Source organism: Insolitispirillum peregrinum (assembly GCF_900156605.1).
Classification (GTDB): domain Bacteria; phylum Pseudomonadota; class Alphaproteobacteria; order Rhodospirillales; family Rhodospirillaceae; genus Insolitispirillum; species Insolitispirillum peregrinum.
Window position 1 is genome coordinate 218716 of the sequence record NZ_FTOA01000002.1, and the last position, 26844, is coordinate 245559.

The 26844-nt window shown below is 65.4% G+C and carries 24 protein-coding genes; 14 read left to right on the top strand and 10 right to left on the bottom strand.

The window, feature by feature from the left end; translation table 11 throughout:
• Positions 1-11 precede the first annotated feature (11 nt).
• From cobO to cobS, 6 genes are read right to left on the bottom strand one after another with little or no spacing between them, the layout of a single operon-like run.
• Positions 12-656, bottom strand: coding sequence for a cob(I)yrinic acid a,c-diamide adenosyltransferase (gene cobO, locus BW995_RS05025; protein ID WP_076399106.1), 645 nt, complete (start codon positions 654-656; stop codon positions 12-14).
• Entirely contained in the window at positions 649-4464 is a 3816-nt protein-coding gene (gene cobN / locus BW995_RS05030; protein WP_076399107.1) for a cobaltochelatase subunit CobN, read from the bottom strand. The genes cobO and cobN overlap by 8 nt, the downstream gene beginning before the upstream one ends.
• Positions 4464-5519, bottom strand: a complete 1056-nt coding sequence (cobW, locus tag BW995_RS05035) for a cobalamin biosynthesis protein CobW (protein WP_076399108.1) — start codon at positions 5517-5519, stop codon at positions 4464-4466. Before cobW ends, cobN begins: the two co-directional genes overlap by 1 nt.
• Before the next feature lie 32 nt (positions 5520-5551).
• Positions 5552-6100, bottom strand: coding sequence for a bifunctional adenosylcobinamide kinase/adenosylcobinamide-phosphate guanylyltransferase (gene cobU, locus BW995_RS05040; RefSeq protein WP_245821296.1), 549 nt, complete (start codon positions 6098-6100; stop codon positions 5552-5554).
• Positions 6101-6123: 23 nt separating this feature from the next.
• Positions 6124-6783, bottom strand: coding sequence for a histidine phosphatase family protein (locus tag BW995_RS05045; protein WP_084194593.1), 660 nt, complete (start codon positions 6781-6783; stop codon positions 6124-6126).
• A gap of 21 nt (positions 6784-6804) precedes the next feature.
• Complete coding sequence (cobS, locus tag BW995_RS05050; protein ID WP_076399110.1) at positions 6805-7587, bottom strand: adenosylcobinamide-GDP ribazoletransferase; 783 nt, start codon at positions 7585-7587, stop codon at positions 6805-6807.
• 98 nt (positions 7588-7685) lie between these two features.
• Between cobS and cobT the strand changes: the two genes are divergently transcribed.
• Together cobT and BW995_RS05060 are read left to right on the top strand one after the other, a co-directional pair.
• Positions 7686-8738: a nicotinate-nucleotide--dimethylbenzimidazole phosphoribosyltransferase gene (cobT, locus tag BW995_RS05055; RefSeq protein WP_076399111.1), complete on the top strand. Its 1053-nt coding sequence runs from the start codon at positions 7686-7688 to the stop codon at positions 8736-8738.
• A gap of 31 nt (positions 8739-8769) precedes the next feature.
• On the top strand, positions 8770-9921 hold the full coding sequence (locus tag BW995_RS05060) for a lysozyme inhibitor LprI family protein (RefSeq protein ID WP_175616990.1): 1152 nt from the start codon (positions 8770-8772) through the stop codon (positions 9919-9921).
• A 30-nt stretch (positions 9922-9951) separates the two neighbouring features.
• Here BW995_RS05060 and BW995_RS05065 read toward each other — a convergent pair whose 3' ends face one another.
• Entirely contained in the window at positions 9952-11022 is a 1071-nt protein-coding gene (locus BW995_RS05065) for an ornithine cyclodeaminase (RefSeq protein WP_139332815.1), read from the bottom strand.
• A complete protein-coding gene (rocF, locus tag BW995_RS05070; protein ID WP_076399114.1) occupies positions 11022-11975 on the bottom strand; it encodes an arginase in 954 nt (317 codons plus the stop codon). The genes BW995_RS05065 and rocF overlap by 1 nt, the downstream gene beginning before the upstream one ends.
• A 139-nt stretch (positions 11976-12114) precedes the next feature.
• Between rocF and BW995_RS05075 the strand changes: the two genes are divergently transcribed.
• The 5 genes from BW995_RS05075 to BW995_RS05095 all read left to right on the top strand — a co-directional run bounded on the left by BW995_RS05075 (position 12115) and on the right by BW995_RS05095 (position 16010).
• Positions 12115-12564, top strand: coding sequence for an Lrp/AsnC family transcriptional regulator (locus BW995_RS05075; protein ID WP_217696048.1), 450 nt, complete (start codon positions 12115-12117; stop codon positions 12562-12564).
• 198 nt (positions 12565-12762) lie between these two features.
• Complete coding sequence (locus BW995_RS05080; protein WP_084194595.1) at positions 12763-13605, top strand: ABC transporter ATP-binding protein; 843 nt, start codon at positions 12763-12765, stop codon at positions 13603-13605.
• 54 nt (positions 13606-13659) lie between these two features.
• Positions 13660-14505 carry a transporter substrate-binding domain-containing protein gene (locus BW995_RS05085; protein WP_076399115.1) on the top strand — a complete coding sequence of 282 codons (846 nt, stop codon included), beginning with the start codon at positions 13660-13662 and terminating at the stop codon, positions 14503-14505.
• Between the two features lie 120 nt (positions 14506-14625).
• Positions 14626-15330: an ABC transporter permease gene (locus tag BW995_RS05090; protein WP_076399116.1), complete on the top strand. Its 705-nt coding sequence runs from the start codon at positions 14626-14628 to the stop codon at positions 15328-15330.
• A gap of 2 nt (positions 15331-15332) precedes the next feature.
• Positions 15333-16010, top strand: coding sequence for an ABC transporter permease (locus tag BW995_RS05095; RefSeq protein WP_076399117.1), 678 nt, complete (start codon positions 15333-15335; stop codon positions 16008-16010).
• Positions 16011-16012: 2 nt separating this feature from the next.
• Here BW995_RS05095 and BW995_RS05100 read toward each other — a convergent pair whose 3' ends face one another.
• The gene (locus BW995_RS05100) at positions 16013-16684 is read right to left on the bottom strand and encodes a LysE family translocator (RefSeq protein WP_076399118.1); all 672 of its coding nucleotides are present in this window, start codon (positions 16682-16684) and stop codon (positions 16013-16015) included.
• A gap of 165 nt (positions 16685-16849) precedes the next feature.
• Between BW995_RS05100 and BW995_RS05105 the strand changes: the two genes are divergently transcribed.
• Complete coding sequence (locus BW995_RS05105) at positions 16850-17467, top strand: alpha/beta hydrolase (protein ID WP_076399119.1); 618 nt, start codon at positions 16850-16852, stop codon at positions 17465-17467.
• 10 nt (positions 17468-17477) lie between these two features.
• Here BW995_RS05105 and BW995_RS05110 read toward each other — a convergent pair whose 3' ends face one another.
• On the bottom strand, positions 17478-18110 hold the full coding sequence (locus BW995_RS05110; RefSeq protein WP_076399120.1) for a cysteine hydrolase family protein: 633 nt from the start codon (positions 18108-18110) through the stop codon (positions 17478-17480).
• 136 nt (positions 18111-18246) lie between these two features.
• Between BW995_RS05110 and BW995_RS05115 the strand changes: the two genes are divergently transcribed.
• From BW995_RS05115 to BW995_RS05140, 6 genes are all read left to right on the top strand, one after another.
• Positions 18247-19149, top strand: a complete 903-nt coding sequence (locus BW995_RS05115) for a LysR family transcriptional regulator (RefSeq protein ID WP_076399121.1) — start codon at positions 18247-18249, stop codon at positions 19147-19149.
• 73 nt (positions 19150-19222) lie between these two features.
• Entirely contained in the window at positions 19223-20155 is a 933-nt protein-coding gene (locus tag BW995_RS05120) for a DMT family transporter (RefSeq protein WP_076399122.1), read from the top strand.
• Positions 20156-20324: 169 nt separating this feature from the next.
• On the top strand, positions 20325-21521 hold the full coding sequence (locus BW995_RS05125) for an aminotransferase class I/II-fold pyridoxal phosphate-dependent enzyme (protein ID WP_076399123.1): 1197 nt from the start codon (positions 20325-20327) through the stop codon (positions 21519-21521).
• A gap of 51 nt (positions 21522-21572) precedes the next feature.
• A complete protein-coding gene (locus tag BW995_RS05130) occupies positions 21573-24986 on the top strand; it encodes a DNA translocase FtsK (RefSeq protein WP_084194597.1) in 3414 nt (1137 codons plus the stop codon).
• Between the two features lie 77 nt (positions 24987-25063).
• Positions 25064-25774 (top strand): LolA family protein, encoded by a 711-nt coding sequence (locus tag BW995_RS05135; protein WP_139332769.1) that lies wholly within the window; start codon positions 25064-25066, stop codon positions 25772-25774.
• 338 nt (positions 25775-26112) lie between these two features.
• Positions 26113-26811, top strand: a complete 699-nt coding sequence (locus BW995_RS05140) for a fumarylacetoacetate hydrolase family protein (RefSeq protein WP_076399608.1) — start codon at positions 26113-26115, stop codon at positions 26809-26811.
• Positions 26812-26844: the final 33 nt, after the last annotated feature.

The window sequence follows — 26844 nt, forward strand, 5'->3', positions numbered from 1 at the left end:
CGGTCAATGATTTAAAATTCCACCCCCGGCTGGGCCTTGATACCAGACCGGAAGGGGTGTTTGACCAGTGTCATTTCGGTAACCATGTCTGCCGCCTCGATGACGGCCTCGGGGGCGTTGCGGCCGGTCAGCACCACATGCTGATCCGCCGGGCGGTGGGCCAGATCGTCCAGCACCATCGCCAGATCAAGATAGCCATAACGCAGCACCACATTCAGCTCGTCGAGGATCACCATGCGGGTTTCGGGATCCTGCAACATCAGGCGGGCTTCCTGCCAGGCGCGCTCGGCGGCGGCAATGTCGCGGTTGCGGTCCTGGGTTTCCCAGGTGAAGCCTTCGCCCATCGCCTTGAAGGTCACGCTGTCAAAGCGCGACAGGATGTCGCGTTCGGCGGTATCCATTGCCCCCTTGATGAACTGCACCACCCCTAACTTGTAGCCGTGACCGACGCAGCGCAACCCCATGCCAAAGGCGGCAGTCGATTTGCCTTTGCCAGCGCCGGTGTGGACGATCATCAGGCCCTTTTCGGCGGTTTTGGCCGCCATCATGCGGTCGCGGGCGGCCTTTTTCTTCGCCATCTTGCGTTTGTGGCGCTCGTCTTCGCTTTCGCTGTCATCGACATCGGCAACGATGGGCTGGTCGGGTGTCTCAGTCACGGGCGGAAATCCTTATCTCGTCCAGCAGGCCGGGGGTGGAATTGCGGCGGGGTGACCACAGGCGGCGGTCAATGGCTTCGGCAAAGCGGTCGGCCATTTCCCGCAGGGCTGCCGGGTTGTGCTCGGCCAGAAAGCTGCGAACCGTTTCATCGCCAAGGTAGGCGTCAAATATGGCATCGAAATGGTGATCTGCAACGCAGCGGGCGGTGGCCTGAAAGGCAAACAGGTAATCAACCGTCGCCGCCATTTCAAAGGCACCCTTATAGCCGTGGCGCATGACACCTTCGATCCACTTCGGATTGGCGGCGCGTCCGCGCACCACACGGGCAATCTCTTCGGTCAGGGTGCGGATGCGTGGCGCGTCCGGGCGGGAATGGTCACTGTGATAGACCACCGGCTGTTGACCGGACAGGCTGCGCACGGCGGCGGTCATCCCGCCTTCAAACTGGTAATAGTCGTCGGAGTCCAGCAGGTCGTGTTCGCGGTTATCCTGATTCTGCACCACCACCTGCACCTGTTGCAGGCGCTGGCCGAACAGGGCATGGGCGGCCTTGCCGTCGCCGCCTTTACCGTAGGCATAGCCACCCCAGCCGAGATAGGCCTGTGCCAGATCGTCGGCACTGTCCCAGCCGCGCTCGTCGATCAGGGCTTGCAGGCCCGCGCCATAGGCTCCCGGTTTCGAGCCGAATACCCGGTGCCCGGCCTGCGTGGCGGCATCCGCAGCAGACTGGCCTTCGGCCATCAGGCGGGCGGTTTCGCTGTGGACGCGGGCGGCCAGCGGGTTGACCTCGGGCGGTTCATCGAGGGCGGCAACGGCACGGGCGGCGCTGTCGAACAGGTCGATCAACGCCGGGAAGGCATCGCGGAAAAAGCCGGAAATGCGCAAGGTGACGTCAACGCGCGGGCGTCCCAGTACGCCAGCGGGCAGAATCTCGAAGCCGGTGACCCGGCGCGAGGCGGTATCCCAGGTCGGTTTTACCCCCATCAGCGCCAGTCCCTGCGCGATGTCATCACCGCCGGTGCGCATGTTCGAGGTGCCCCAGGCGGTCAGCGCCAGCGTGGTCGGCCATTCGCCATGGTCCTGCGCATGGCGGTCCAGCAACCGCTGCGCCGAGGCCCAGCCGAGGCTCCAAGCCGCCGGAGTCGGCACCACACGGGTATCGACGGAATAGAAATTGCGCCCGGTCGGCAGCACGTCGGGACGGCCCCGGGTGGGAGCACCGGAGGCTCCGGGGGGCACAAAGCGCCCGTCGAGTCCACGCAGCAGGCCCGCCCGTTCGGCGGCGCCACAGGCATCAACGGCGGGCATCAGGCGCTGCTGCACAAAGTCCAGTGCCTGCGCGCTGGCCGGGCCGGGGGGCGGCTGCTCACCGGCCACCAGCGCACTGGCCAGCAGTTCCAGCCGCTCGACGGTATCGCCCTGCGAGCGCCACGGCGCATCGGACAGGCTTGCCAGCACAGCGGGACGCGCCCCGTTCCACGGCTCGCCATAGGCACAGTCCAGCGGGTCAAACGCCTCAAGATCGAGGTCACGGGCCAATGCCCGGTGCAGGCTGACGCCATGGCTGCCCGGCACGCGGGCCAGCGCCACCAGCAGGTCCAGCCGTTGCTGCCCGACCGGCGAGCGGCCAAAAATGTGCAGGCCGTCGCGGATTTGCAGTTCCTTCAGGTCGCACAGGTGGTTGTCGAGCTTTGACAGCGCCTGTTCGTCGTTGTCGTCGCTGGTGATGCCGACATCCTGATCCAGCCCCAGCGTGCGCGACAGGTCGAGGATTTGTTGCCGCAGCACCTTCAGGCGGCGGGGATCGACGCCGGCGGCCTCATAGTATTCATCGACCAGCAGTTCGAGATCGCGCAGCGGGCCATAGCTTTCCGCCCGCGTCAGCGGCGGGGTCAGGTGGTCGATGATCACCGCCTGCGCCCGTCGCTTGGCCTGAGTGCCTTCGCCGGGGTCGTTGACGATGAACGGGTACAGGTGCGGCATCGGCCCCAGCACCGCTTCGGGGAAGCAGCGTTCTGACAGGGCCAGCGATTTGCCGGGCAGCCATTCAAGGGTGCCGTGCTTGCCGAGGTGGATCACCACATCGGCCCGAAATGCCTCGCGTAGCCAGGCATAAAAGGCAAAATAGCCGTGCGGCGGCACCAGCGCCGGGTCGTGGTAGCTGCTGACCGGGTCAATGTTGTAGCCACGGGCGGGCTGCACCCCGACCGCCACCCGGCCAAAACACAGGATCGCCAGCGCAAAGCCGCCGCAGGACAGCTCCGACGGCTGGAAATGCGGGTCTTGCTCCGGGGTGCCCCAACGGTCGGTGACCGCCTGCTGCACGGTCGGGTCGAGGGTGCGGAAAAAGGCCAGATAGTCCGGCAACGGCAGGCTTTCGCGCACCAGTCGCCCGCTGCGGGCGTCGAGGTCATTGGTGACGCCTTCGCGCAGCAGGGCCATCAGCGCCGAGCCGGACTCTGGCCGGTCGGTGGTGCCAAGGTCATACCCGGCACCGGCCAGCACCGACAGCAGGTCAACGGCGGCGGCAGGCGTATCGAGGCCGACGCCATTGCCCATCCGGCCATCGCGGTTGGGATAATTCGACAGCACCAGTCCGATCCGGCGGCGGGCGGGGTCGGAGGTGCGCAGCCTGGCCCAGCGGGCGGCCAGCGCGGCGGTAAAGGCAATGCGGTCGGGGCGCGGCTGATAGTGGATCAAGTCAATTTCGGTGGCGGCATCGCGGGTGGCGGCGGCCTTGAACGACACCGCCCGGCTGAACACCCGGCCATCGACTTCCGGCAGGGCAATGTTCATCGCAATGTCGCGCGCGCCCAGACCGTTGGTCCCGCTGTCCCATGCTGCTTCGCTGCCGCTGGCAAACACCACCTGCAACACCACCGCATCACTGGCGGCAAACGGTCCGGCGTGACAGGCGGTGGCGGTCAGCGGTTGGCGGGCCGGGTCGCCGTCGCTGGGGCTGCCGATGGCAAAGCCGGTGGCGTTCAGGATCACCGCCGGGCGGGCATCGGCGACCACCTGTTCGGCCAGCGCACTGGCCAGCGGGTCTTTCAGGCTGGTGACGTACAGCGCCAGCGGGGCCAGTCCTTCGGCGCGCAGGGCGTCACACAGGGCCTCGACCACGGCCGTATTGGCGGCTTGCACCAGCGCCCGGTAGAACACCACCAGCGCCACCGGTTTGCCGGTGTCGGTGCCAGTGTCGGTGCCAGTGTCGGTGATCGAGGACAGTTCCGCGCCCCACAGACCGGCAGGCGCCAGCGGGGTAGGTTCCTGCCATGACGGCACCGGCGTACAGCCCAGCATCTCACAGGCATGGCGCAGCAACTGTTCGGCGTTATCGACGCCGCCATGGATCAGGTAATGCCACAGGCGGTGATAGCGGGCGCTGTCAACGGTCGAGCTGCTCAACAGGTCGCCGTCGGGGCGGTCATCGCCCGGCAAAAGTACCAGCGGAATGCCGCGTTTGCGGCAGGCGGCGCTGATTTCATCAACGCCATAGGGCCAGTAACTGCGCCCGCCCAGCAGACGCACCACCACCAGCCGGGCCTGCCGGATCACCGCGTCCACATAGAGGTCCACCGACAGGTTATGGCCGAGCAGGTTCAGGCTGGCCAGCCGCAACGACGGCCAGCCTCCCGCCGGAGTCTGATCGGCAGGCAAGGCCCGCAGGCGGGCATGGGCGGCGGCCAGACAGGCCAGCTCGCTTTCTGCCGCTGACAGGACCACCACATCGCCGGGGGTCTGCCCTAGATCGAGCGCCTGCGAGCCATCGTCGATGGCTCCGGCAGTGGTGGCCAGCAGATGCATCAGAGAGCAGCCACCGGAGCCAGCCCACGGATGCGGGCGGTGATGGCGTCACGGTCCAGCCCGTGCAGCCCGATCACCACCAGCCGCGAGGCCCGCTGTTCGTCGGCTTTCCACGGGCGGTCATAGTAATGGTCCAGCCGTGGGCCGACCGCCTGCACCAGATGGCGCATGGCCTTGCCCGGCACGTCGAGGAAGCCCTTGATGCGCAGGATGTCGTGTTCGTTGATGGCAGTCAGCAAACGGGCCTCGAGGGCGTCGAGGTCTTCGACCGGGCCGAGGTCGATGAAAAACGTTTCGAAGTCTTCATGATCGTGCTCGTCGTCGCCATCGTGGTGGCTGGGGCGGGCGTCGAGGTCGTCTTCGGCGGCCTTGTCCAGCCCCAGCAGCACCGCCGGGTCGATCTTGCCATAGGCGGTCGGCACCAGATGCACGCCGGGCCGCACCTGTGCTTTCAGCGCGGTTTCCAGCGCCGCCAGTCCGGCGTCGTCCAGCAGGTCGGCCTTGTTCAGCACCACCATGTCGGCGCACAGCAACTGGTCGGTAAACACTTCTTCCAGCGGGTTGTCGTGATCCAGCGAGTCATCGGCCTCGCGCATCGCCTGCACTGCCTCCGGGTCATCGGCAAAACGACCGGCGGCGGTGGCGTTGGCATCAATCACCGCAATCACCCCGTCAACGGTGACGCGATGGCGGATTTCCGGCCAGTGGAAGGCCTTCACCAGCGGCTTGGGTAGGGCCAGACCCGACGTTTCGATTACGATATGGTCCGGCGGGTCGGCCCGGTTCAGCAGGGCGTCCATCGTCGGCAGGAACTCATCGGCGACGGTGCAGCAGATGCAGCCATTGGCCAGCTCGATGATGGTGTCTTCGGTGCAGCCTTCGACGCCACAGGCGGCGAGAATTTCACGGTCCACCCCCAGATCACCGAATTCGTTGATGATCAGGGCAATCCGCTTGCCGTTGGCCTGTTCCATCAGATGGCGGACCAGCGTGGTTTTGCCCGCGCCCAGAAAGCCGGTGATCACGGTGGCCGGGATTTTACGCAGACTGTTCATCGGGCGCTTCCATGGATAGGTTCAGAGAGAGGTTAGGGATACTCAGCCACCGGGGCTAAAGCAAGCTGTGGCTTAAGGGACAGGGGAATTCCGGCGGTGACCAGATCGACGCGATCAGCCAGTGCGGCAACGTTCTGGTGCAGGCGTCCGGCCAGATCACGGAACCGGCGCGACAGGGCGTTGTCCGGCACGATGCCAAGCCCGACTTCGTTGCTGACCAGCACCAGCGGGCCGGGGCAGGTGGCAAGGGTCGCCAGCAGTGTTTCACAGGCCTGTTCAGGCGAGGGCATCCCCGACAGGCTGGGATCGTCGCTGGCCAGCAGGACGTTGGTCAGCCACAGGGTCAGGCAATCGAGCAGCACCGGCTTGCCGTCAAAGCCGCGCGCCAACAGCGGGGCAATGGCATAAGGTTCTTCGATGGTCTGCCAGCCCTGCGGACGGTCGGCCCGGTGCAGACGGACGCGCTCGGCCATTTCCTCGTCCCACACCTGCGCCGTTGCCAGATAGACGCGCTCGCGGCCAGCGCTGCGGACCAGCGCCTCGGCATGGCGGGATTTTCCGGATCGGGCACCGCCGATCACCAGAGTGAGGCGCGGAAGCGGGCTCAGGGCTGATACCTTTCATTAACCGAGCAAATTGCTGTCCCTTCTTGTAACGCATCAATGCGGGTGAGGGAAAGGTTGTCGATCACAAAGGACATCACCTGCGTGGTCACCCCCGGCTGGCGCGAGGCCCCGCTGAGGGCATGGGCCAGCGCTGCCCGGATGGTGCCGCCATGGCAGGCGACCAGCACGTCCTGCCCGGCCCAGCGCTCACGCGCCAGCTCGATAAAGGCCGCCACCCGGCTGCATTGCTGCGAAAAGCTCTCGCCGTTCGGTGGCACGGCATCGGCTGGCTCATCCCAAAAACCCAGCGCGTCGGCTTCGGCGGAGACCTCTTGCCAGGTCTTGCCGGTCCAGCGGCCGAAATCCTGCTCCATCAGTGACGGGAACAGGGCATCGGGCTTGCGGCCCATCACCGCCTCGCCGGTGCTGACCGCCCGGATCAGCGGGCTGGCGATGAACACCGCTGTTGCCGGAACCCGCTGGCGCAGCCAGTCAAGGGCGGCGGTGTTCGACAGGTCGCAGGCCAGGTCTTCGCGGCCACTGATCGCCCCCCCGGCGGCGCGGGGAACCGGACCATGGCGCAACCACCAAAAGCGCGTTGGAGTCTGCGGGTCTCCGGTGCGGGTCTGACCGGTACGGCGTTCCATCACGGCGCTCATCGGGGGTGTCTCCTGACCAACCTATCGTGTTGCTGCCATCAGGGCGGCAGTTTCGCTCAGCAGGACAATAGCGCCCAGCACGTCGCCGGTATAGCCACCAATCTGGCGAGTGGCGACCCACCCGATGCCCGCAGTGATCGTCAGCATCAGACCGGCCATCGGCAGCGCCAAAGCAGGCACCAGCCCAACGGCCACCACCATCCCGACCGCCAGGGTGATCAAGGCGATGACCAGCGAGGCCTCCCCGGCGGCGGCCCCCAGTCCGTCGCTGCGGGCCGGGCGGCCCAGCACCATCGCCCACGGCACACTGGCACGGGCGAGGGCATGGGCGGCGGTCAGCACCAGCGCTGCCGACAGGGGATTTGCGGCCAGACTGGCGAGCGCCTGCCAGCGCAGCCCGACCACCAGCAGCAGGGCCACCACCCCATAGCTGCCGACCCGGCTGTCGCGCAGGATTTCCAGCTTGCGCGCCCGGGTGGCGCCACCGCCAAAGCCGTCGGCAATATCGGCCAGCCCGTCTTCGTGCAGCGCGCCGGTCAGCAGGACGGTCGCCAGCAGGGCAAGCCCGGCGGCCAGAGGCCCCGGCAGGCCCACTGCGCTGGCGAGCATCAAGACTGCGCCGCCAGCCAGCCCGATCCCGGCCCCAACCAGCGGAAAGGCCCACAGCGCCGCCGACAAGGCCGGTAACGGCGGGCGCAGGTGCGGCAAGGGCAGGCGGGTCAGAAAGACAGCCGCCAGATGCAGCTCGGCCAGTCGGCGGGCGGCCCAGCCAGCAGAGGGTGACGTATGTGAGGACTCGATCATGAAATACCGTTCATCGCGCCAACGGGCTGTTGCTGCCGGGGATGGCAGGTGTACAACAGGGGTACAATATTCCCTGTCCTTTGCCCATAGGTGCCTCTGTGACTGCTGCCTCGACCGTTTCGGTTCCTGTTCTCTCGTCGCTGGATGATGTTCGCAGCCTGTTGGCAACCCTGCCGGGGCCGGATCTGGATGCCCGTGGGCAAGCCGAAACCCGTGAACCGCAGTTGACCAAGCCGCGCGGCTCGCTGGGGCGGCTGGAAGACCTGGCGGCATGGCTGGCAAGCTGGCAGCACAAGCATCCGGGAACGGTGGCCGCCCCGCATTGCATCGTCTTTGCCGGGAACCACGGGGTGGCGGCGCGCGGCGTGTCGGCCTATCCCGCTGCCGTCACCGTGCAGATGGTGGCCAACTACCAGCATGACGGGGCGGCGATCAACCAGTTGTGCCGGGCCAACGGGGTGACGCTGGCGGTGGTGTCGCTTGATCTGGAAACGCCGACCGCTGACTTTACGCAACAGGCCGCGATGAGCGAAGCCGAGGTGGTGGCGGCGCTGTCCACCGGCGTGGCGGCAGCGATCGACGCGGCCCGTCAGGGCGCTGACCTGCTGTGTCTGGGGGAAATGGGGATCGGCAACAGCACCAGTGCGGCGGCGATCTGTCACGCGCTGTTTGGCGGCACCGCCACCGGCTGGACCGGACCGGGGACCGGGGTCCATGGGGTGGCCCTGAGCAAAAAAGCCGAAGTGGTGGCCGAGGCGGTGGCGCTGCACAAGCCCGAGGCCCGCGATGCGCTGGACATGCTGCGCCGTCTGGGCGGGCGTGAACTGGCAGCGATTGCCGGGGCGGTGATCGGGGCGCGGCTGGCGGGCATGGTGGTGGTGCTCGATGGCTTCATCTGCACGGCGGCGGCGGCGGCGCTGGAGGCGTTCCGCCCCGGAGCGCTGGATCATTGCGTGGTGTCGCACAAATCCTGCGAGCCGGGCCACGCCCTGCTGTTTGCCCAGCTTGGCAAGCTGCCGCTGCTGGATTTGGGGCTGCGACTGGGCGAGGCGTCGGGGGCGGTGACCGCAGTTCCGATTGTCCGCGCCGCCGCCGCCTGTCATGCTGGCATGGCGACTTTTGCGCAGGCGGGGGTCAGCGACAAGGACTGACTTTTGCCACCGGGGACCGGAAGGGGAAACGATGATGCGGGCTGGTGTATGGGGGGCGATGGTCGGTGTAGCGATCATCACCGGGGGAACGATGGTCGGGGCTTCCCCGGCGCGGGCCGAGGGGCCGAGCTTTGCCTGTGATCAGGCCAAGGCGCCGGTCGAGCTGCTGATTTGTAACGATGCGGTGCTGGCCGATCAGGACGCCCGTCTGGCGGAGGTCTTTTCCGCCGCCCGCAAGGCGGCAACGCCCGATGGCAGCAAGGCGATGCTGACCGAGCAGCGGGAATGGCTGAAAAGCCGCCTGACGGCGTGCGCCATTCGTCCCACCGGCGATGCGCCATCCGACCCCGAGCTGTGGGCGTGGGCTGGTTGTCTGTCCAAACAGTACGATGCCCGCCTGTCGGCCCTGAAGGCCCCGCCGGTGCCTGCGCCAGTGCAGTCGCCGCATGTCAAGGATGCCGATTTCGTTCATCCGTTGTGCCTTGACTATGCGCTGGGCGGCAGCATGGGCGAGCCGCCGCCGGTACAGCGTCAGGTGCCGCTGAAGACCTGCAATGCCGCCTATGCCCATATTCCGGTGGAAGAAAACGAAGGCAGCCCCGGCTCGATGTCGGTGGTCGGGCTGGCCGAAGGCTTTTCGACCTGGTTCAGTTATCAGCCGGTGGCGACGCTGCCATCGGGGGAAAAGCTCGCTATCTCGCTGGCCAATGGCGGCGGCACCGGCACCTTCAGCAGTCTGGTCAGCTATAAAATCGACGCCAAGGGGCAACTGAGCGCCAAGGTCTACCCGGTGGGCGGCGACCGCTGCAACGGCGGCATCTCGACGGCGGCCGTCGATGGGCGCGGCGTGCGGGTGTCGCAGGCCATCACGCCGACCGACCTCGGGGCGATGATGGGGCTGAGCGATCAGCAGGCCCAGGACCTGCCGTTCTGCGCTGCCTGCTGTCTGGGTGAAGTTGAAGGCCGGTTGGCGGTGCCGCTGTCCGACGATGCCACGCCCACCCCGGATGTGGTGCGCATCGACGATGTCGAGGTGCTGAATGATTCCGATGCTGGCCCGCGCAGCCCGGAAAAATGCCTGCTGACCGCACTGAAGAAGGTCGGCGCCTCGCCGCCCTACACCCTGACCCTGCCGCAGGTGCAAGGCCTGAAGGCGCCCTATCTGGCCTGTTTGAAGGGGTAACAGGCCAGACAGGACCAATTGTGAGGACGTTCAGCCCCCGACCGCCACCGGCGGGGTCTGGGCGGCCTGTGCGCGCAGAATCATGCCGAACAAGTCGCGCGGCTCGTCGGGGTCGGCCAGCATGTCGAGGTTCTGGTACAGCCCGACCGAGCGCAACTGATCGCGCACATAGCGCAGGGCCGAGAAGTCTTCGATGGCAAAGCCGACCGAGTCGAACAGGGTGATCTGGCGCGGATCACGGCGACCGCTGACCTGTCCGGTCATCACTTCCCACAGTTCGATCACCGGATGATCGGCGGGCAACTGCTGGATTTCGCCTTCGATGCGGGTCTGCGGCGGGTATTCGACAAAGATGTCCGAGCGCAGCAGAATGTCATGGTGCAGCTCGGTCTTGCCCGGACAGTCGCCGCCAACGGCGTTGATATGGACCCCGGCGCCGACCATGTTGTCGGTCAGGATGGTGGCGCACTGCTTGTCGGCGGTGACGGTGGTGATGATGTGGGCGCCTTCGACCGCCTGTTCGGTCGAGGTGCAGGCGGTGATCTCGAAGCCCAGCCCGTGCAGGTTCTTCATGCACTTCTGCGTTGCCTGCGGGTCGATGTCGAACAGGCGCAGCTTGCGGATGCCGAGCAGGGCCTTGAAGGCCATCGCCTGGAATTCCGACTGCGCGCCGTTGCCGATGATCGCCATGCAGTCGGCGCCCTGCGGGGCCAGATACCTGGCCGCCACCGCTGACGTTGCCGCCGTGCGCAGGGCGGTCAGGATGGTCATTTCCGACATCAGCACCGGATAGCCGTTGGCAACATCGGACAGCACGCCAAAGGCGGTAACGGTCTGGCGGCCTTCGCGGGTGTTTTTGGGGTGGCCGTTGACGTACTTGAAGCCATAGACTTCGCCATCACTGGTCGGCATCAGCTCGATCACCCCTTCGGCGCTGTGCGAGGCAACGCGCGGGGTCTTGTCAAAGGCCGGCCAGCGGCGGAAATCGTCTTCGACATAGCCCGCCAGTTCGGACAGGAAGCGTTCGACGCCGATGTGCAGAACCAGCTTCATCATGTGATCGACGCTTACGAAAGGCACCAGGTTCAGGTTCGGTATCATCATGCGAAGCTCCGTGTGGGGTAATCGAGCACGCGGCGGCCCATCAGGCTGGCCAGCAGATCGACCAGCAGGGTGGCGGTGCGGCCGCGTTCATCGAGGAAGGGATTCAGTTCGGCCAGATCGACGCTGGAAACCAGACCGGTCTCGTACAGCATCTCCATGATCAGGTGCGCCTCGCGGAAGGTGGCACCGCCGGGAACGGTGGTCCCGACCCCCGGCGCGATGCCGGGTTCGAGGAAATCGACATCCAGACTGACATGCAGCAGGCCGTTGGCCTTGTGGACCCGTTGCAGGAAGGCGCGCAGCAGCGGGGCGATGCCGTATTCGTCAATCTTGCGCATGTCGTGAACGGTGATCCCGGAGTCCTCCGGCATCACCCGCTCGGCAGGATCAACGCTGCGGATGCCCATCATGCAGATGTTGCGCGGGTTGACGGTCGCCAGCGGGGTGGGGAAATAGCCGTCAAAACCGGGCTTGCCGATGGCATAGGCCATCGGGACGCCGTGCAGGTTGCCGCTTTCGGTGGTGTCGAGGGTATGAAAGTCGGAATGGGCATCCAGCCACAAGACAAACAGCTTGCGGTCGGATTCGGCGGCGCGACGGGCTAGCCCGGTCAGGGTTCCGGCGGCCATGCTGTGGTCGCCGCCCATGAACACCGGCAGGCCGTCGGGATCGGCAGAGGCATCATAGGCGGCCTGTGCCAGTGCGGCGGTCCAGCCGGCGACCTGTGGCAGATGCTTCAGCGCCGGATTGGGATGCACCGCCGTTTCGACGGTCAGCGGCGCGACGTTGCCCAGATCGGTGACGCGGTGGCCAAGGCCAAGCAATGCTTCGGCGATGCCTGCGGCCCGAAAGGCGCTGGGCCCCATTTCACAGCCCCGGCGACCGGTTCCATCCTGAATCGGCGCACCAATCAGGCGGCAATGTTTGTGCGAAGAGGACGTGGCAGACATGGCGGGTGTGTCCTTGCTGGTGATAAGGAAAGTTCATCACAAGCAGGCGGCAGAATGGAGAGGGCAAATTGACAAAACTGTCAGCATTGCTTCATAAATTGCACAGACTGACTTCTCAAAATGGCAACAGGGGGCCGCAATGACCATTTCGATGGACGCTCTGGACGAAAAGCTGATTACCCTGTTGCGCCATGATGGCCGCCGCAGCATCTCGGATATTGCCATTGATCTGGATGTGTCACGGGCCACCGTCCGCGCCCGCATCGAACGGCTGGAAAAGGCCGGGATCATCATTGGCTACACGGTGATCCTGCGCGCCGACACGGTGGAGGCTCCGGTGCGTGGCATCATGCTGATCGAGGTCGAGGGCCATGCCAGTGACCGGGTGGTGAAGGCGCTGAGCGGCTTTCCCGAGGTGCTGGAGATCCACACCACCAATGGCCGCTGGGATCTGATTGTCGAGCTGTCTGCCACCAGTCTGCCTGAACTGGATGCCATTTTGCGGCGGATTCGCCTGATTTCCGGCATCACCAGCAGCGAAACCAACCTTTTGCTGAATACCCCGCGCAGCACGCGCGCGCGCCTGTAGGTGCAGTGCGGTGACTGATTATTGGGCAGTGCAGCAATCTGCCTAATTTTTGCCAATTTGCGCAACGGCGCCTGCCACTCTGGGCAGAAAGACGGACATTTCTATCACATTCTCGTCTATCGACCGCCACTGACCTTCGGAATACTGAACCGGCTGGCAACACAGGTTGCTTTTTCGGACAGATACCGAGGGGACGGCATGGACGATCACTGTATTTCCGCCCTGGCCGATGCATCGCCGGTGCATCGCCATCCTCCGCCCAATCCGGCGGCCCCGCTGGCGGTCGAGCTGGAGGACATTCACAAGTCCTATGGCCCGCTGGAGGTGATCAAAGGGGTGTCACTCTCCGCCCGCGAAGGTGACGTGATCACCCTGATCGGTTCGTCGGGGTCGGGGAAAAGCACCTTGCTCCGCTGCATCAACCTGCTGGAAATCCCCAACAGTGGCGCCATCCGCATCAGTGGCGAGACCATCGGCCTGAAAACCGGCCGCCTCGGGCGCACCGAGCCTGCCGACCACAAGCAGGTGGAGCGGCTGCGCACCCGGCTGGGGATGGTGTTCCAGAGCTTTAACCTGTGGAGTCACATGACCATCCTGCAAAACATCATCGAGGCACCGGTGCATGTGCTGGGGGTCCCCAAGGCCGAGGCCATCGACCACGCCCGGATGTTGCTGGACAAGGTGGGCATTCTGTCGAAGGCCGACAGTTACCCGGTGCAACTGTCCGGCGGCCAGCAACAACGGGCGGCCATCGCGCGGGCGCTGGCGATGCAGCCGAAAGTGATGCTGTTTGATGAACCCACCTCGGCGCTGGACCCGGAACTGGTCGGCGAAGTGTTGCGGGTGATCCGCCAGTTGGCCGAAGAAGGCAACACCATGGTGCTGGTGACGCACGAAATGGCCTTTGCCCGCGAAGTGTCCTCCGAGGTGGTGTTTCTCCATCAGGGCCGGATCGAAGAACAGGGCCACCCCGACAAGGTGCTGACCAACCCGGACTCCGAGCGGGTACGCCAGTTCCTGTCGCGCCATCTGTCATCATAAGTTTCTCGTCATGACAACGCCATAACGGCGGCATTTTTCCCAGAGGCTTTAACCATGAACAATACCCTGCTGGCGCTGGCTTTCGGCGCCTTGCTCCCCTGCCTTGCCCTGTCGCAGCCCGCCGAGGCGAAGGACTGGAGCAAAATCCGCATTGCCTCCGAAGGCGCCTATGCGCCGTGGAACGGCATGGACCCGTCGGGCAAGCTGATCGGCTTTGAAATCGACCTGGCCCAAAGCCTGTGCAAACGGATGCAGGCCGACTGCGAGATCGTGGCGCAGGATTGGGACGGCATGATCCCCGCCCTGCAACAGGGCAAGTACGATGCGATCATGGCGGCGATGTCGATCACCGACGAGCGCAAGGCGGTGATGGATTTTGCCGGTCCCTATGGCACCGAACCGTCGGCGTTCAGTGTGCTGGCGGACTCGCCGCTGGGGCAGGTGGTCTTTGCCAGCAAGCGGGTCAACCTGTCGGCTCCCGATGCGACGGGCGAGGCGGCACTGGCCGAGCTGGTCAAGGCGCTGAAGGGCAAGAGCATCGGCGTGCAGACTTCGACCATTCAGGCCAACTTTGTTGACAAATACCTGCCGGATGTGTCGGTGCGCACCTATGACAAGCTCGACAGCGCCAGTATCGACCTGCTGGCCGGGCGGGTGGATGCCATCCTCGGCGACCGCTCGGTGATCGAGGCGCTGGGAGCCTCGCAGGGCGGCAAAATGGTCCAGTTCGGGCCGGATTTCGTGCGGGGTGTGCTCGGCGACGGCTTCGGAATCGGTCTGCGCAAGGCCGATGCCGACCTGAAAGCCAAATTCAACGACGCCCTGGCGGCGGCCACCGCCGACGGCACAGTCAGCAAGCTCAGCTTGCAGCACTTTGGCTATGACGTGTCGGTGAAATAGAGCAAATCCCGAGCAGATGGACCCAAAGGAATGGGGTCCGGGGCCTCAAGGCCCCGGCGAGGTGTGGAGCAGCGCTCCACGTCCTTGCTTCCTGACTGTTGTCTTTTTCTGGGGGCCGTGATGCTGGACCTGCTTTCTTTTGGACCAAATGGCTGGGGGGCACAACTGCTGTCCGGCACACTGATGACCCTGCTGGTGGCGGTGTCGGCCTTTGGCTTCGGGGTGCTGATCGGCTCGTTTGCCGCCGCTGCCAAACTGGGCGACCGCCTGCTGCTGCGCGGGCTGGCCGAAACCTACACCACCGTCGTGCGCGGGATTCCCGAGCTGCTGGTGATCTATCTGCTGTTCTTTGGCGGATCGGGGATGGTGATGGCTCTGGCGCGGGTGTTTGGCTATGACGGCTATCTGGAACTGAACGCCTTTACCATCGGCGTGGTGGCAGTCGGGCTGATTTCCGGTGCCTATTCCACCGAAGTGATCCGGGCGGCGGTGCGTGCCGTGCCGAAAGGCCAGCTCGAAGCCGCCCGCGCCTGCGGTATGCCGAAGATGTTGATCCTGCGGCGGATTCTGGTGCCGCTGACCCTGCGCCACGCCCTGCCGGGGCTGGGCAATGTCTGGCAGTTGACCCTGAAGGATACCGCGCTGATTTCCGTTACCGCGCTGGCCGAAATCATGCGTATCGCCCATCTGGCGGCGGGAGCGTCGCGGCAACCGTTCGTGTTCTACACCACCGCTGCCCTGCTGTATCTGCTGCTGACCTCGGCTTCGACCATCCTGTTCGAGCAGGCCGAGCGGTACGCCAACCGTGGAACGGGGAGACGCTGATCATGAACTGGACCCTGATGTGGGACAGCCTGCCGCGCCTGCTGGCCGCCCTGCCGCTGACCCTGACGCTGGTGTTTGCGGCTCTGGCCTGTGGCGGCGTGATTGCCTTTGTGACGGCGTTACTGCGGCTGTCGGACTATCGCCCGCTGGTGTGGACGATCAAGACTTATGTGTTTGCCTTTCGCGGTACGCCGCTGCTGGTGCAGATTTTCCTGCTGTATTACGGGCTGGGGCAGTTTGACGCGGTGCGCACCAGTGTGCTGTGGCCTTTTTTGCGCGAGCCGCTGTGGTGCGCGATTCTGGCCCTCAGCCTGAACACCGGAGCCTATACCTGTGAAATCCTGCGCGGCGCGCTGCAATCGGTGCCCGCGGGGCAGGTCGAAGCGGCGCGGGCCTGCGGCATGTCGCGCACGCTGGCCTTCCGGCGGATTGTGCTGCCGATTGCCTTCCGCCAGATGCTGCCCACCTATGGCAACGAAATCATCCTGATGGTCAAGGCCAGCTCGCTCGCCAGCACCATCACCATGATGGAACTGACTGGCGTCGCCCGGAAAATCATCGCCCAGAGCTTTGCGGTGTTCGAGATTTTCATCCTCGCCGGGGTGATTTATCTGGCGCTGAACTTTGTGGCCTCGCAGGCCATCCGGCTGGGGGAAAAGCGGTTGCAGCCCTGTGGATAACGTCAGGCGAACTTGCGCTCGGTCAGGAACAGGCGGATGGCAAAGCCGATGAAGATCACCCCGGCGATGCCATCCAGCGCGGCGCGGATGCGGGTGCTGCCCATCAGGGCCTTACCGACGCCCGAGGCCATCACCGCCATCACCAGCAAAAAGCCGCAGCCGAACAGGGCGAGGGTCAGGCCGAGAATCAGGCTCTGCACGCCGACATGGCCCAGCGCCGGATTGACGAATTGCGGCACAAAAGCCAGAAAAAACAGGATGATCTTGACGTTCAGCAGATTGGTCATCATGCCGTGCAGGAAAGTTTTGCGCGGCGACAGCCGGGCGACCTGCGGCACGGCACCCCCGGCCTGCGCTTTCCACAGTTTCCACGCGCCCTGCAATGACTTGCTGCCGACCCACAGCAGGTAAAAGGCCCCGACAATCTGCAGCACGCCGAACAGGTGCGGCGAGGCGGCAATCAGCGCCGAGACGCCCAGTGCAGCCAGCACCGAATGCACCAGCGCTCCGACGCCGATTCCGGCAGTGGCGATCCAGCCGGCTTTCCAGCCTTCAAACAGGCCCCGGCTGAGAATCAACAGCATGTCCGGTCCGGGGATCAGAATCAGGATCAGCACGGCCAGCAGATACAGGCGGTAGAGGTCAAAGTCGATCAGGGTGGCGAGGGACAGCATCGGGAGCGGCCTGTGTGGGAAAAAACGGGCCTGATGGTACCACGGCGGGGTGATCGGAGCATTGTTGATCTTGTGGAAACAGTGCTGTCGCGCTCCGGTGGCTTCCGGCGGGCGGTGGGAGGTCTAAGGTAGAGCCTCATTCTTTCCCGCACGAGGTTTCCCGCAATGAGCGCTCCCCTGATCCTTACCCTGCATGGCGTCGGCAGCAATGGTGCCGACATGGCTCCGGTTGGCGAGGCGCTGGCCAGCGTCTTGCCGGGCAGCCGGACCGCTTCGCCCGATGCCCCGGACTCCTTTGGCGGGCCGTCTTTTGGTGGGGCTGGCCGCTGGCAGTGGTTCAGCATTGATGGCGTCACCACCAGCAACCGCCCGCAGCGGGTGATGGCGGCGCGGGCGGCGTTTGATGCGGTGGTCGGGCAGATCATCGCCGCCCACGGGCTGGAAACGGCCCTCGACCGGGTGGTGTTTGCCGGTTTTTCGCAAGGGGCGATCATGGCCCTTGATGCGGTGGCCTCGGGGCGCTGGGCGGTGGGGGCGGTGCTGGCCTTTTCCGGGCGCCTGGCTTCGCCGCTGCCACTGACCCCGGCCAGCGGAACGCCGGTGTTGCTGCTGCACGGCGACGCCGATCCGGTGATGCCGACCCGTGAAAGCCTGTTGGCCTGCGATGCCCTGACCTTGCAGGGCATGCGGGCCGAGGTGCAAACCTTCCCCGGTCTTGGGCACGGCATCTCACCGGCAACCATCGCTGCCGGGCAACGCTTCCTGAGCGGGATTTACCTGTAAGGAGGGTGCCTCAACACTGGTCGGCCAGCAGATCGGCGGCGGTGGCCACCACCGGGCCGTGGGTGTCAAACAACCCGGCCAGACTGGCCCGGTGCAACTCTTCGGCGCTGATGATCGCCCCCGGACGGGTCGGGTCGGGCAGCGGGCGGGTGGCACAGGCCGAGGCGACCACCGTGCAGCGATAGCCCAGATCACGCGCCCCGCGCACGGTGGAACTGACGCAGTTGTGGGTCATGAAGCCGACCACCACCAGCTCGTCCCGTCCGCGTGCCCGCCACGGAGCCAGCTCGGCGGCGAGGGTGGTTTCGGTAAAGCCGTTGGCAAAGGTCTTTTCCACCACCACTTCCTCTCCCTGCGGGGCGAGGGCATCAATGATGCGGGTCTGCGGGTTGGTGGGGGCGAACGGACTGTCGCCCCCACTGCGATGCACGATGTGGATCACCGGCGCTCCGGCGGCGCGTGCCTGCGCCAGCACGTCAGCCGCTTCGGCCACCGCCTCGTCCATGCCGGTCAACGGAATGACACCATCCAGATAGACCCGTTGGGCATCGATGATCAGCAGGGTGGCGCGATCCCACCGTGGCGGGGTCAGCGAGGCCTTGACCATCTGCAACAGGGTCAGGGGAACAAAAGAATTGGTCATGGAAGGTCTCCGCGCTGGGGGGGCTTGACGGGGGAGTTGCTTTCCCCTGTTGTGCCTCACAACCGCTTCTGCGAAAATCAGCAAGTGTGCAGTCATGTTCTGCAAAAATGCAGACCCGCTGCGGCAGGAGAAAACGATGGACTGGCAGCATCTGCGCACCGTGCTGGCGATCGGGCGGGGCGGCACCCTGTCGGCGGCAGCCCGCGTGCTGGGCGTCAACCAGACCACCGCCGCCCGCCATCTGGATACCGCCGAGCAGGCGCTGGGAACGCCGCTGTTCCTGCGGCTGGGCGGACGGTTGCAGCCGACGGCGGCGGGGCAGATTGCGCTGGAGCGTGCCGCCCGCATGGAGGCCGAGGCGCTGGCCTGTCAGCACGCCATTCAGGACGAACAGGCCCTGCTGGCTGGTCCGGTCAGCCTGACCGCCACCGAAGGGGTGGTGGATGTGCTGCTGGCCCCGCACCTGTCGCAGCTTTACGCCCGTGTGCCGGGGGTGCGGGTCGAGCTGCTGGGCAGCCACGAGCGCCTCAGCCTGCAACGGCGCGAGGCCGATCTGGCCCTGCGGCTGGCCCGTCCCCGCCCCGAGCCAGAGGGCGGGCAGGGGGCCGAAACGGCAATGGTCACCCGCAAGCTGGCCGATATCGGCTATGCCGCCTACCGGGCGCAGGGACGCCCGGCATCTGCCTGTCCCGGCTGGCTGACCTACAGCACCGCCTGGGCCAGCCTGCCCGAAGCACAATGGGCGGCAGACCAGCCGGAAGACATCCTGTTGCGCTCGAACAGCCTCGGCAGTCTGGTGGCGGCGGCGGTCAGCGGGTTGGGGTGGCTGGCCCTGCCGTGCTATCTGGGCGACGGAGTGGCGGGACTGGTGCGCGACCCGCGACCGGTACCGGTGCAGCGCGAGCTGTGGCTGGTGGCCCATCAGCAGGTGATCCGTTTGCCACGGGTGCGGGCGGTGGCGGACTGGGTCGGTGAACTGATCCACCAGCGCCGCGACTGGCTGCTGGCCGGAGAGTCGCCAGATTTGGGGAGTCCCTGAAGGTTGCTTGTCGCCTTGGGGAGCGGGCCGTATTGTCTTTGCCGTTGATAGCCCTGATGAAGCGAGTTCAGTGATGACATCCCCCGCTCCGCGATCCCTGTTTCAACGGCTGTGGGGAAACCCCTATCTGTTGCTGGTGCTGGCCGTTTCGTTCTGGGCGGGCAATGCGATCATCGGGCGGGCCGTTCATGGGGTGGTGCCGCCGGTGGGGATGGCCTTTTTCCGCTGGATCGGGGCGTCGCTGATCATCCTGCCCTTTGCCTGGCCGCACCTGAAACGCGACTGGGCGGTGGCGGCATCCGGCTGGCCGTGGCTGGCGGTGCTGGCGGCCTGTGGCATCGGGGCCTTCAACACCTTTCTCTACATTGGCCTGCAATACACGCAGGCAATCAATTCCCTGCTGATGCAATCGGCGATCCCGGTGCTGATCGTGGTGCTGTCGTTCGTGATTTTCCGCCAGCGCATTTCCGCCTTCCAGGGCATCGGAACGCTGGTGTCGCTGACCGGGGTGCTGCTGATCATCACCGCGGGCCACCCGGAACGGCTGATGGCCCTTGATCTCAATCGCGGAGACCTGTGGGTGCTGGCGGCGGTGGCGGCCTATGCCGTCTATTCGGTGTTTCTGCAAAAACGCCCGGCGATTCATCCGTTGGGCTTTGTCGCCCTGACGTTTGTGATCGGAACGGTGATGCTGGCCCCCTTTGCCGCCTGGGAAACCTGGGGAAGCGGGCGGGCGATGGACTGGGGGCACCCCTACACCTGGATGGCGGTGGGCTATGTGTCGGTGTTCCCGTCGATTTTCAGCTATCTGTGCTTTAACCGTGGGGTCGAGCTGCTGGGGGCCAACACCGCCGGTCTGTTCATTCACCTGAACCCGCTGTTCGGCAGCCTGCTGGCGATCGTGTTTCTGGGGGAAACCTTTGCCCTGCATCACGGGCTGGGGATGGCGCTGATTCTGGGCGGGATCTTTCTGGCCAACCGGCGGGCCAAGGCCCGGCGCGGGTGAACTCTGCGATGGGGGTATGATCCTTTTGGCCCCCTCCGGCTGGCCGGAGTGCGTGCGGAGAGTAGACGACAGCTTTGCAGACAGTTAGTCTGCGTCGGTTTTTCCGGTGCTTGTCCGTTGAGACTGTACCGGGCCGTCTTCTACCCAGACCGTTCACCTGCGGGGGACCATGCACAATCCGCGCCTTGACCTGTTGACCGATTATCCGTTCCAACGCCTGGCCGCCCTGCTGGAAGGGCTGGAGCCGGGAGCGGCTCCGTTGATGATGTCGATTGGCGAGCCCCAGCACCCGGTTCCGGCGTTGGTGGGCGAGGTACTGGCGACCAGTGGCGCCGGGTGGGGCAAGTATCCGCCGATTGCCGGAGCCCCCGAGCTGAAGGGCGCGATTGCCGGATGGGCGGAACGTCGCTATGGCCTGCCGCAGGGCATGCTGCCGCCCGAGGCCATCCTGCCTGCGTCGGGCACGCGTGAGGCGCTGTACATGATCGCCCAGACGGTGGTGCCCGAGCGCAAGGCCGGGGCGACGCCGCTGGTGCTGATGCCCAACCCGTTCTATCAGGTCTATCTGGGCGGCGTGCTGATGCAGGGGGCCGAGCCGCTGCTGGTCGATGCTGGCCCGGACACCGGCTTTCTGCCCGACATCGAGGCCCTGCCGCCGGAGACCCTCGAGCGGGCGGCAATGGTGATCGTCTGCTCTCCGGCCAACCCGCAAGGCGCGGTGGTCTCGCTGGAACGCTGGACGGCGCTGGTGCGGCTGGCCCGGCAGTATGATTTCGTGCTGGTGGCCGACGAGTGCTATTCCGAAATCTACGCTGAAGTACCTCCGGCGGGGGTGCTGGAAGCCTGTCATGCGCTGGGCGGCTCGCTGGACAACGTTCTGGTATTCAATTCGTTGTCGAAACGGTCCAGTGTGCCGGGGATGCGGTCGGGGTTCGTCGCTGGCGACCCGGCGATTATCCAGCGTTTCCAGCGCCTGCGCGCCTATGCCGCCGCCGGGATGCCGCTGCCGCTGCAAATGGTCTCGGCCGCCCTGTGGAGCGACGAGGCGCATGCGGTGGCCAACCGTCGTCTGTATCAGGAAAAGATCAGCGATGCGTCGGCCATTTTTGGCGATCGTTTCGGCTATCATCCGCCCGCCGGTGGCTTTTTCCTGTGGCTGAATGTTGGTGATGGCGAAGCCGCCACCCGCCGCCTGTGGGCCGAAGCCGGGGTAAAAGTGCTGCCCGGACGCTATCTGGCGCGCGATCGGGTTGATCCGGTGAGCGGGGCGGTGTCCAATGTGGGGGCTCCCTACATTCGGGTGGCGCTGGTGCAGAACCGGGAAACAACACAGCAGGCTTTGCAGCGCATGGTTTCGGTGCTGTAAGGCACAGCCTGGAGCATTGTCACCAGACAAACTCTCAAAAAAGAGCAGGGTATGGCGCTGTTTGGCGGGAAAAAAACGGGACTGTCGCGCTTTCTGGCCAATGGCCAGCAACGGCGGGCGGGCCCGCGCCGCGAGGACGAGCGCCGGGAGCCGAGCTTTGGCGGCACACCGTCGCAGGCATCGCCCCAGGGCAGGCCGGGCGACGGCGGGGCCGCCAGCGCTCTGCCCGCTGACCTGCAGGGGTGGGCCGTTGAACCGTCGCCGCCTGCGGATGTCTGGGCATCGCAGGGTATCGCCCCGCCTGCCGAGCCCGAGGCCCCCCCTGTGCCCGAGGCCCGGTGGGAGGCTCCCCCCGAACTGGCCCCCCCGGAGCCTGTTCTCCCCGAGCCGGTAACGCCCTTCATTCCCCCGGTGGCGCTGGAAACGGTCCGTGGGCCGCTATGGTCCGGGCCGCCGAATGTGTTGCCCGAGCCGGTCGAAACGGAAGAGCCGCCGCCAGCCCCCAGTCCGCCAGCCTCCGCTCCGGCGGGCTTCATTGATCCCCTGTATGCCGAGCCTTCGCCGGTGCCGCAGAGTGTGTCTCTGCCAGAGCCCCCCCCGGCTGCGGCTCCCCCGCCGCCGTTCCCGGCTGAGGCGCAGGGCGGGCAGTCCTTGCCTCCGCCCCTCTCCCCGCCTGCTTCCTTTGCGAGTCCTCCTGCCTTGCCGCTGGTCGATCCGGCGCGGGTCGAGGACCCTTCCCCCGTATCCGTGCCCTCGCGAGCCCCATCAGGACCGCGAGCGCGCCCCGATCCGCGCCCCGATCTCCGGCCCGGTTCGCGGCAGGGCAACCCGGTCGGGGCAGACGGTGCTCGGCGTGCTCCGCCTCCGGGGCGCCGTCCGCAGGGGAAAAACCGCAAGCGCCCTCCGGCTGGTTTCAACCGCCCCCGGGCCAAGGCTGCGCCCAAGCGTCCGCCGCTGTTCCCGCGTGAGGTCCGTGAAAGTTTGCAGCGGACGTTCTGGCGTCTGTGGGGGCTGGCGGTGGTGATCTTTGCCGGGATGGTGGCCACCGCCCTGCTGACCTATGCCCCGACCGATCCGTCGCTGAACACCGCCACCCATCAGGCGGTGCTCAATGCGCTGGGCGTTCCGGGGGCCTATGCGGCGGATGTGCTGATTCAGGCCTTTGGGTTGGCGGGCTTTGCGCCGATCCTGTTGCTGGTGGCCTGGGGGTTGCGACAGGCGGCGGCGCTGCCGATTACCTGGCTGCCGCTGCGGCTGCTGTCCTTGCTGATCAGCCTGGTTTTGCTGGCCACCGCCTTTGCACCGGTGGTGATGGTCGGGGTGGGTGCCGAGGTCTTGCCGCTGCCTGCCGGGGCCGGGGGATTTGTGGGAACGCTGGCGTTGGCCTCCCTGCGGACGGCAGCGGCACAGGCCGGGGCGGGGCGGGATGTGACCTGGCTGGTGGCCTGGCTGAGCGGCGTGCTGGCCTTGCCCTTCCTCGCCGGGGCGATGGAGCTGCGCTGGCGTGAGGCGCGCAAGGGGGTGCACAATCTGGCTGATCTGGGACGGGCTGCGGGCAGCGGTGCCCAGCGCATCCGTGATGCCGCCAACGAAGTGGCCCATGCCTCGCTGGAAAAGGTGATTGGCCAGCGTCCGCTGATCCCGGGCTACCCCGCCGGGCGGACCGAGGAACGGGCCGATGTGCTCGAGCCGATTCTGGTGTCGGCCACCGGGGAAGAGATTTCTCCCGCCGAAGCGGCCTGGCGCGAACAGAAGGCCGCCGCGGCCGCTGCGGCGGCGGCCCTTGTCGAAGAGCCGGAAGACGAACCGACGATCATCGCCCGGGCGATCATCACCCCCAGTCGCCGGGCCCGCAAACGGGCCGAAGAGCAGGCCATCGCCTTGCGGCCCGATGAGGACGACGGGTTCCGCTTGCCGTCGCTGGAATTGCTGCGCCTGCCGCTGGAAAGCAGCATTCCGCCGGTCAAGGAACAGACGCTGGAACGCAATGCCCGAAGGCTGGAAAGCGTGCTGGCCGAATTCGGGGTCAACGGACAGATCGTCGAAGTCCGCCCCGGCCCGGTGGTGACCCATTACGAACTGTGCCCGACGCAGGGGACCAAGGCCGCCCGCGTGGTGGGGCTGGCCGATGATGTGGCCCGTCTGATGGAGGTGTCGGTGATCCGCGTGGCGGTGATGCCGGGCAATGCCACCATCGGCATTGAAATTCCCAACGGGCGGCGGGAACGGATCAATTTCCGCGAGCTGCTGGCCGAAGATGACTTCCGCGCCCATGATCACGGGCTGACGCTGGCGCTGGGACGGGACATCAACGGCGCTCCGGTGTTTGCCGATCTGGCCCGCATGCCGCACCTGCTGCTGGCGGGCGGGGTGGGGATGGGCAAGACCATGGCGATGAACACCATGATCTGTTCGTTGCTGTACCGGCAGACCCCGGACCAGTGCCGCCTGATCCTGATTGATCCCAAGGGCAGCAGCTTCAACATCTATACCGACATTCCACACCTGTTGACCCCGGTGATCCGCGATACCGGGCAGGCGATCGTGGCGCTGAAGTGGATGTTGAAGGAGGTCGAAAACCGCAACCGGGTGATGAGCAGTCTGGGGGTGCGGACCATTGCCAGCTATAACGCCCGTCTGCGCGATGCACTGGAAAAGGGCCAGACCCTGACCCGCACGGTCCAGGTTGGCTTTGATGCGGAAACCAACCAGCCGAAATACGAAGAACAGGCGCTGGACATGACGCCGCTGCCGCTGGTGGTGGTGGTGGTCGATGAAATGGCACCGCTGATGAAAATCGCCAGCAAGGCGATGGAAAACCTGATCACCCACCTGATGCAGGTGGCGCGCATCAGCGGGGTGCACCTGATCATGTCCACCAGTGAAACCTCGACCGAGGTGATTACGCCCAGTGTGGCGAACAATTTCCCGGCCCGCATTGCCTTTCAGGTCGAAACCAAGATCGACAGCCGGACCATCCTGAACGAAGCCGGTGCGGAAAATCTGCTGGGGCCGGGCGACATGCTGTATCTGGCACAGGGCGGGCGGATGATGCGGGTCCATGCCCCCTATGTCAGTCAGGGGGAAATTGAAACGGTGGTTGCCCATCTGCAGGCGGAAGGCGAGCCGAATTATGTCTCTGCCGTGCTTGATGACAGCCGCGCCAAGGCGGTGATTGATGCCACTGCCAAGGGACATGATCGCAGCAAGCCCGAATACAAGGGTGATGAAGAGCTGTTCCGGCAGGCGGTGCTGCTGGTGGCCCGTGAACGCAAGGCCTCAACCAGCTTTGTGCAGCGCAAGTTGCAGATCCCCTATAATCAGGCCGCCGAGATGATCGCCCGCATGGAGCAAAAGGGGATGATTTCCAAGGCCAGTTACATCGGTCAGCGCGAAGTTCTGCTGCCGACCCCGGAGACGCCACCGGCAGAGGCGGCAACCGATAAGCCGGCTTCGGCGGAATAAGGGGCGTTGCTGCCTTGTTTTTACCATCATCACCGGCTATCCCTGACGGCCTGTTGCCAGAAAACCTGCGAGGATTCATGTCTGTTTACACGTCCGTGCCCCATCGGCGCCCCGCCTTGTCTGCGGTGCTGGCACCGCTGAAACGCCATGGCACCATGCTGGTTCTGGGGGCGGGGATTGTTCTGGCTGCGGTGGGGGCTGGTGTGGCTCCGGCGCAGGCGACGGTGGCCGCTGCCTTGGGTGAGCAAGAGCGCAGCCTGTTGCAAAAAGCCGAAGCCCAGTTGTCGGCGGTCAGCACGCTCGAAGCCCGTTTCCAGCAGGTTTCCGACAATGGTGCGTCTGCCGATGGTGTGGTGGCGATCAAGCGCCCCGGACGGATGCGGCTGGATTATGATCCGCCGAGCAAAATTCAGGTGATCGCCAACGGTACCCATCTGATCTACATCGACAAGGAACTCGATCAGACCAGCTATATTGGTCTGGACTCGACGCCTGCCGGGATTCTGCTGCGGGAAAAGGTCAGCTTCAGTGACCCCGACATTACGGTGACGGCGGTTCGGCAGGATAGTGTCGGTGCTGAAGTGGACCTGATCATGAGCGGCGATGCGGGAGCCGGAACGCTGACGCTGGTATTCAACCAAAAGCCGTTCGAGCTGCGCCAGTGGCGGATGCGCGATGCGCAGGGTATCACCACGACGGTCATGTTGCGCGACGTCAAGACCGGCCTCAGCCTTGATGATGCCCGCTTCAAGTATGTTCCGAAGCAAAAGCTGTTCAATGAACGGTAGAAACAAGCGGTGCTGTTGATATGCGTTAATTGCATGTCAGCTATGCGTCAATCTGACTGGTATCGTCGGATTTGCAGGCCTACCTAAGACTCAAGAACAGCGCGCTTCCCCGGTGCGCTGGTCCTCGGAAGGTGGTTCCCCTGCCATCCTTCCCCTCCGTCCTAACGGAGCAGAGCGCCCGGTTGTCCCCCCTGACCGGGCGCTCTTTCGTTTTCCGGTTTCCTGTTGGCCTGTGTCATCCTACCCTTTTGGGGGAGGTGATTCATCGGACACTGTCCGGCCAGCGGAAATCCCTTATGCTTTCCGCCTTGTCGATGACTTTGCAGGAAGCCTCCATCATGTCCGAGTCCTCTTTCGTGATTTCCCCGCCGCCCGTTGCTGCCGTGCCGGTGGTCGGGACCTCGGCACAGTTCCCGCTGCGCCGGGTGTTCTGTGTGGGGCGCAACTACGCCGCCCATGCACGCGAAATGGGCCACAGTGACCGGGAACCGCCATTTTTCTTCACCAAGCCCGCCGATGCGGTTTTGACGCCGGTGGTTGGGGATTTGCCCTATCCGCCAGCAACGGCGGACCTGCATCATGAAGTCGAGCTGGTGGTGGCCCTGAAATCCGGTGGGGCCGATATCGCCCCCGAGGACGCGCTGAATCACGTCTATGGTTGTGCGGTCGGGGTGGACCTGACCCGCCGCGACCTGCAGGCCGAAGCCAAAAAGGCCGCGCGGCCGTGGGATATGGCCAAGGGCTTTGATGCTTCGGGGCCGATGGGGCCGTTGTTGCCGCTGGCAGGCGTCGATGCCGTGCCACAGCAGGCGCGCATTACCCTCAGCGTCAATGGTGAGGTGCGGCAGGATGGCTCGACGGCTGACATGATCTGGCCGGTGGCTGACATCATTGCCGCCCTGTCGCGGCTGGTGACGCTGGCAGCCGGGGATGTGATCTTTACCGGCACGCCGGAAGGCGTGGGGGCGGTGCAGCGCGGTGAAACGGTGCATGCCGAAATCGCCGGATTGCCGCCGCTGACTTTTACCCTGCGCTGAACCGGGCTTGCGATGCGGGAGATGTTCCCGCGT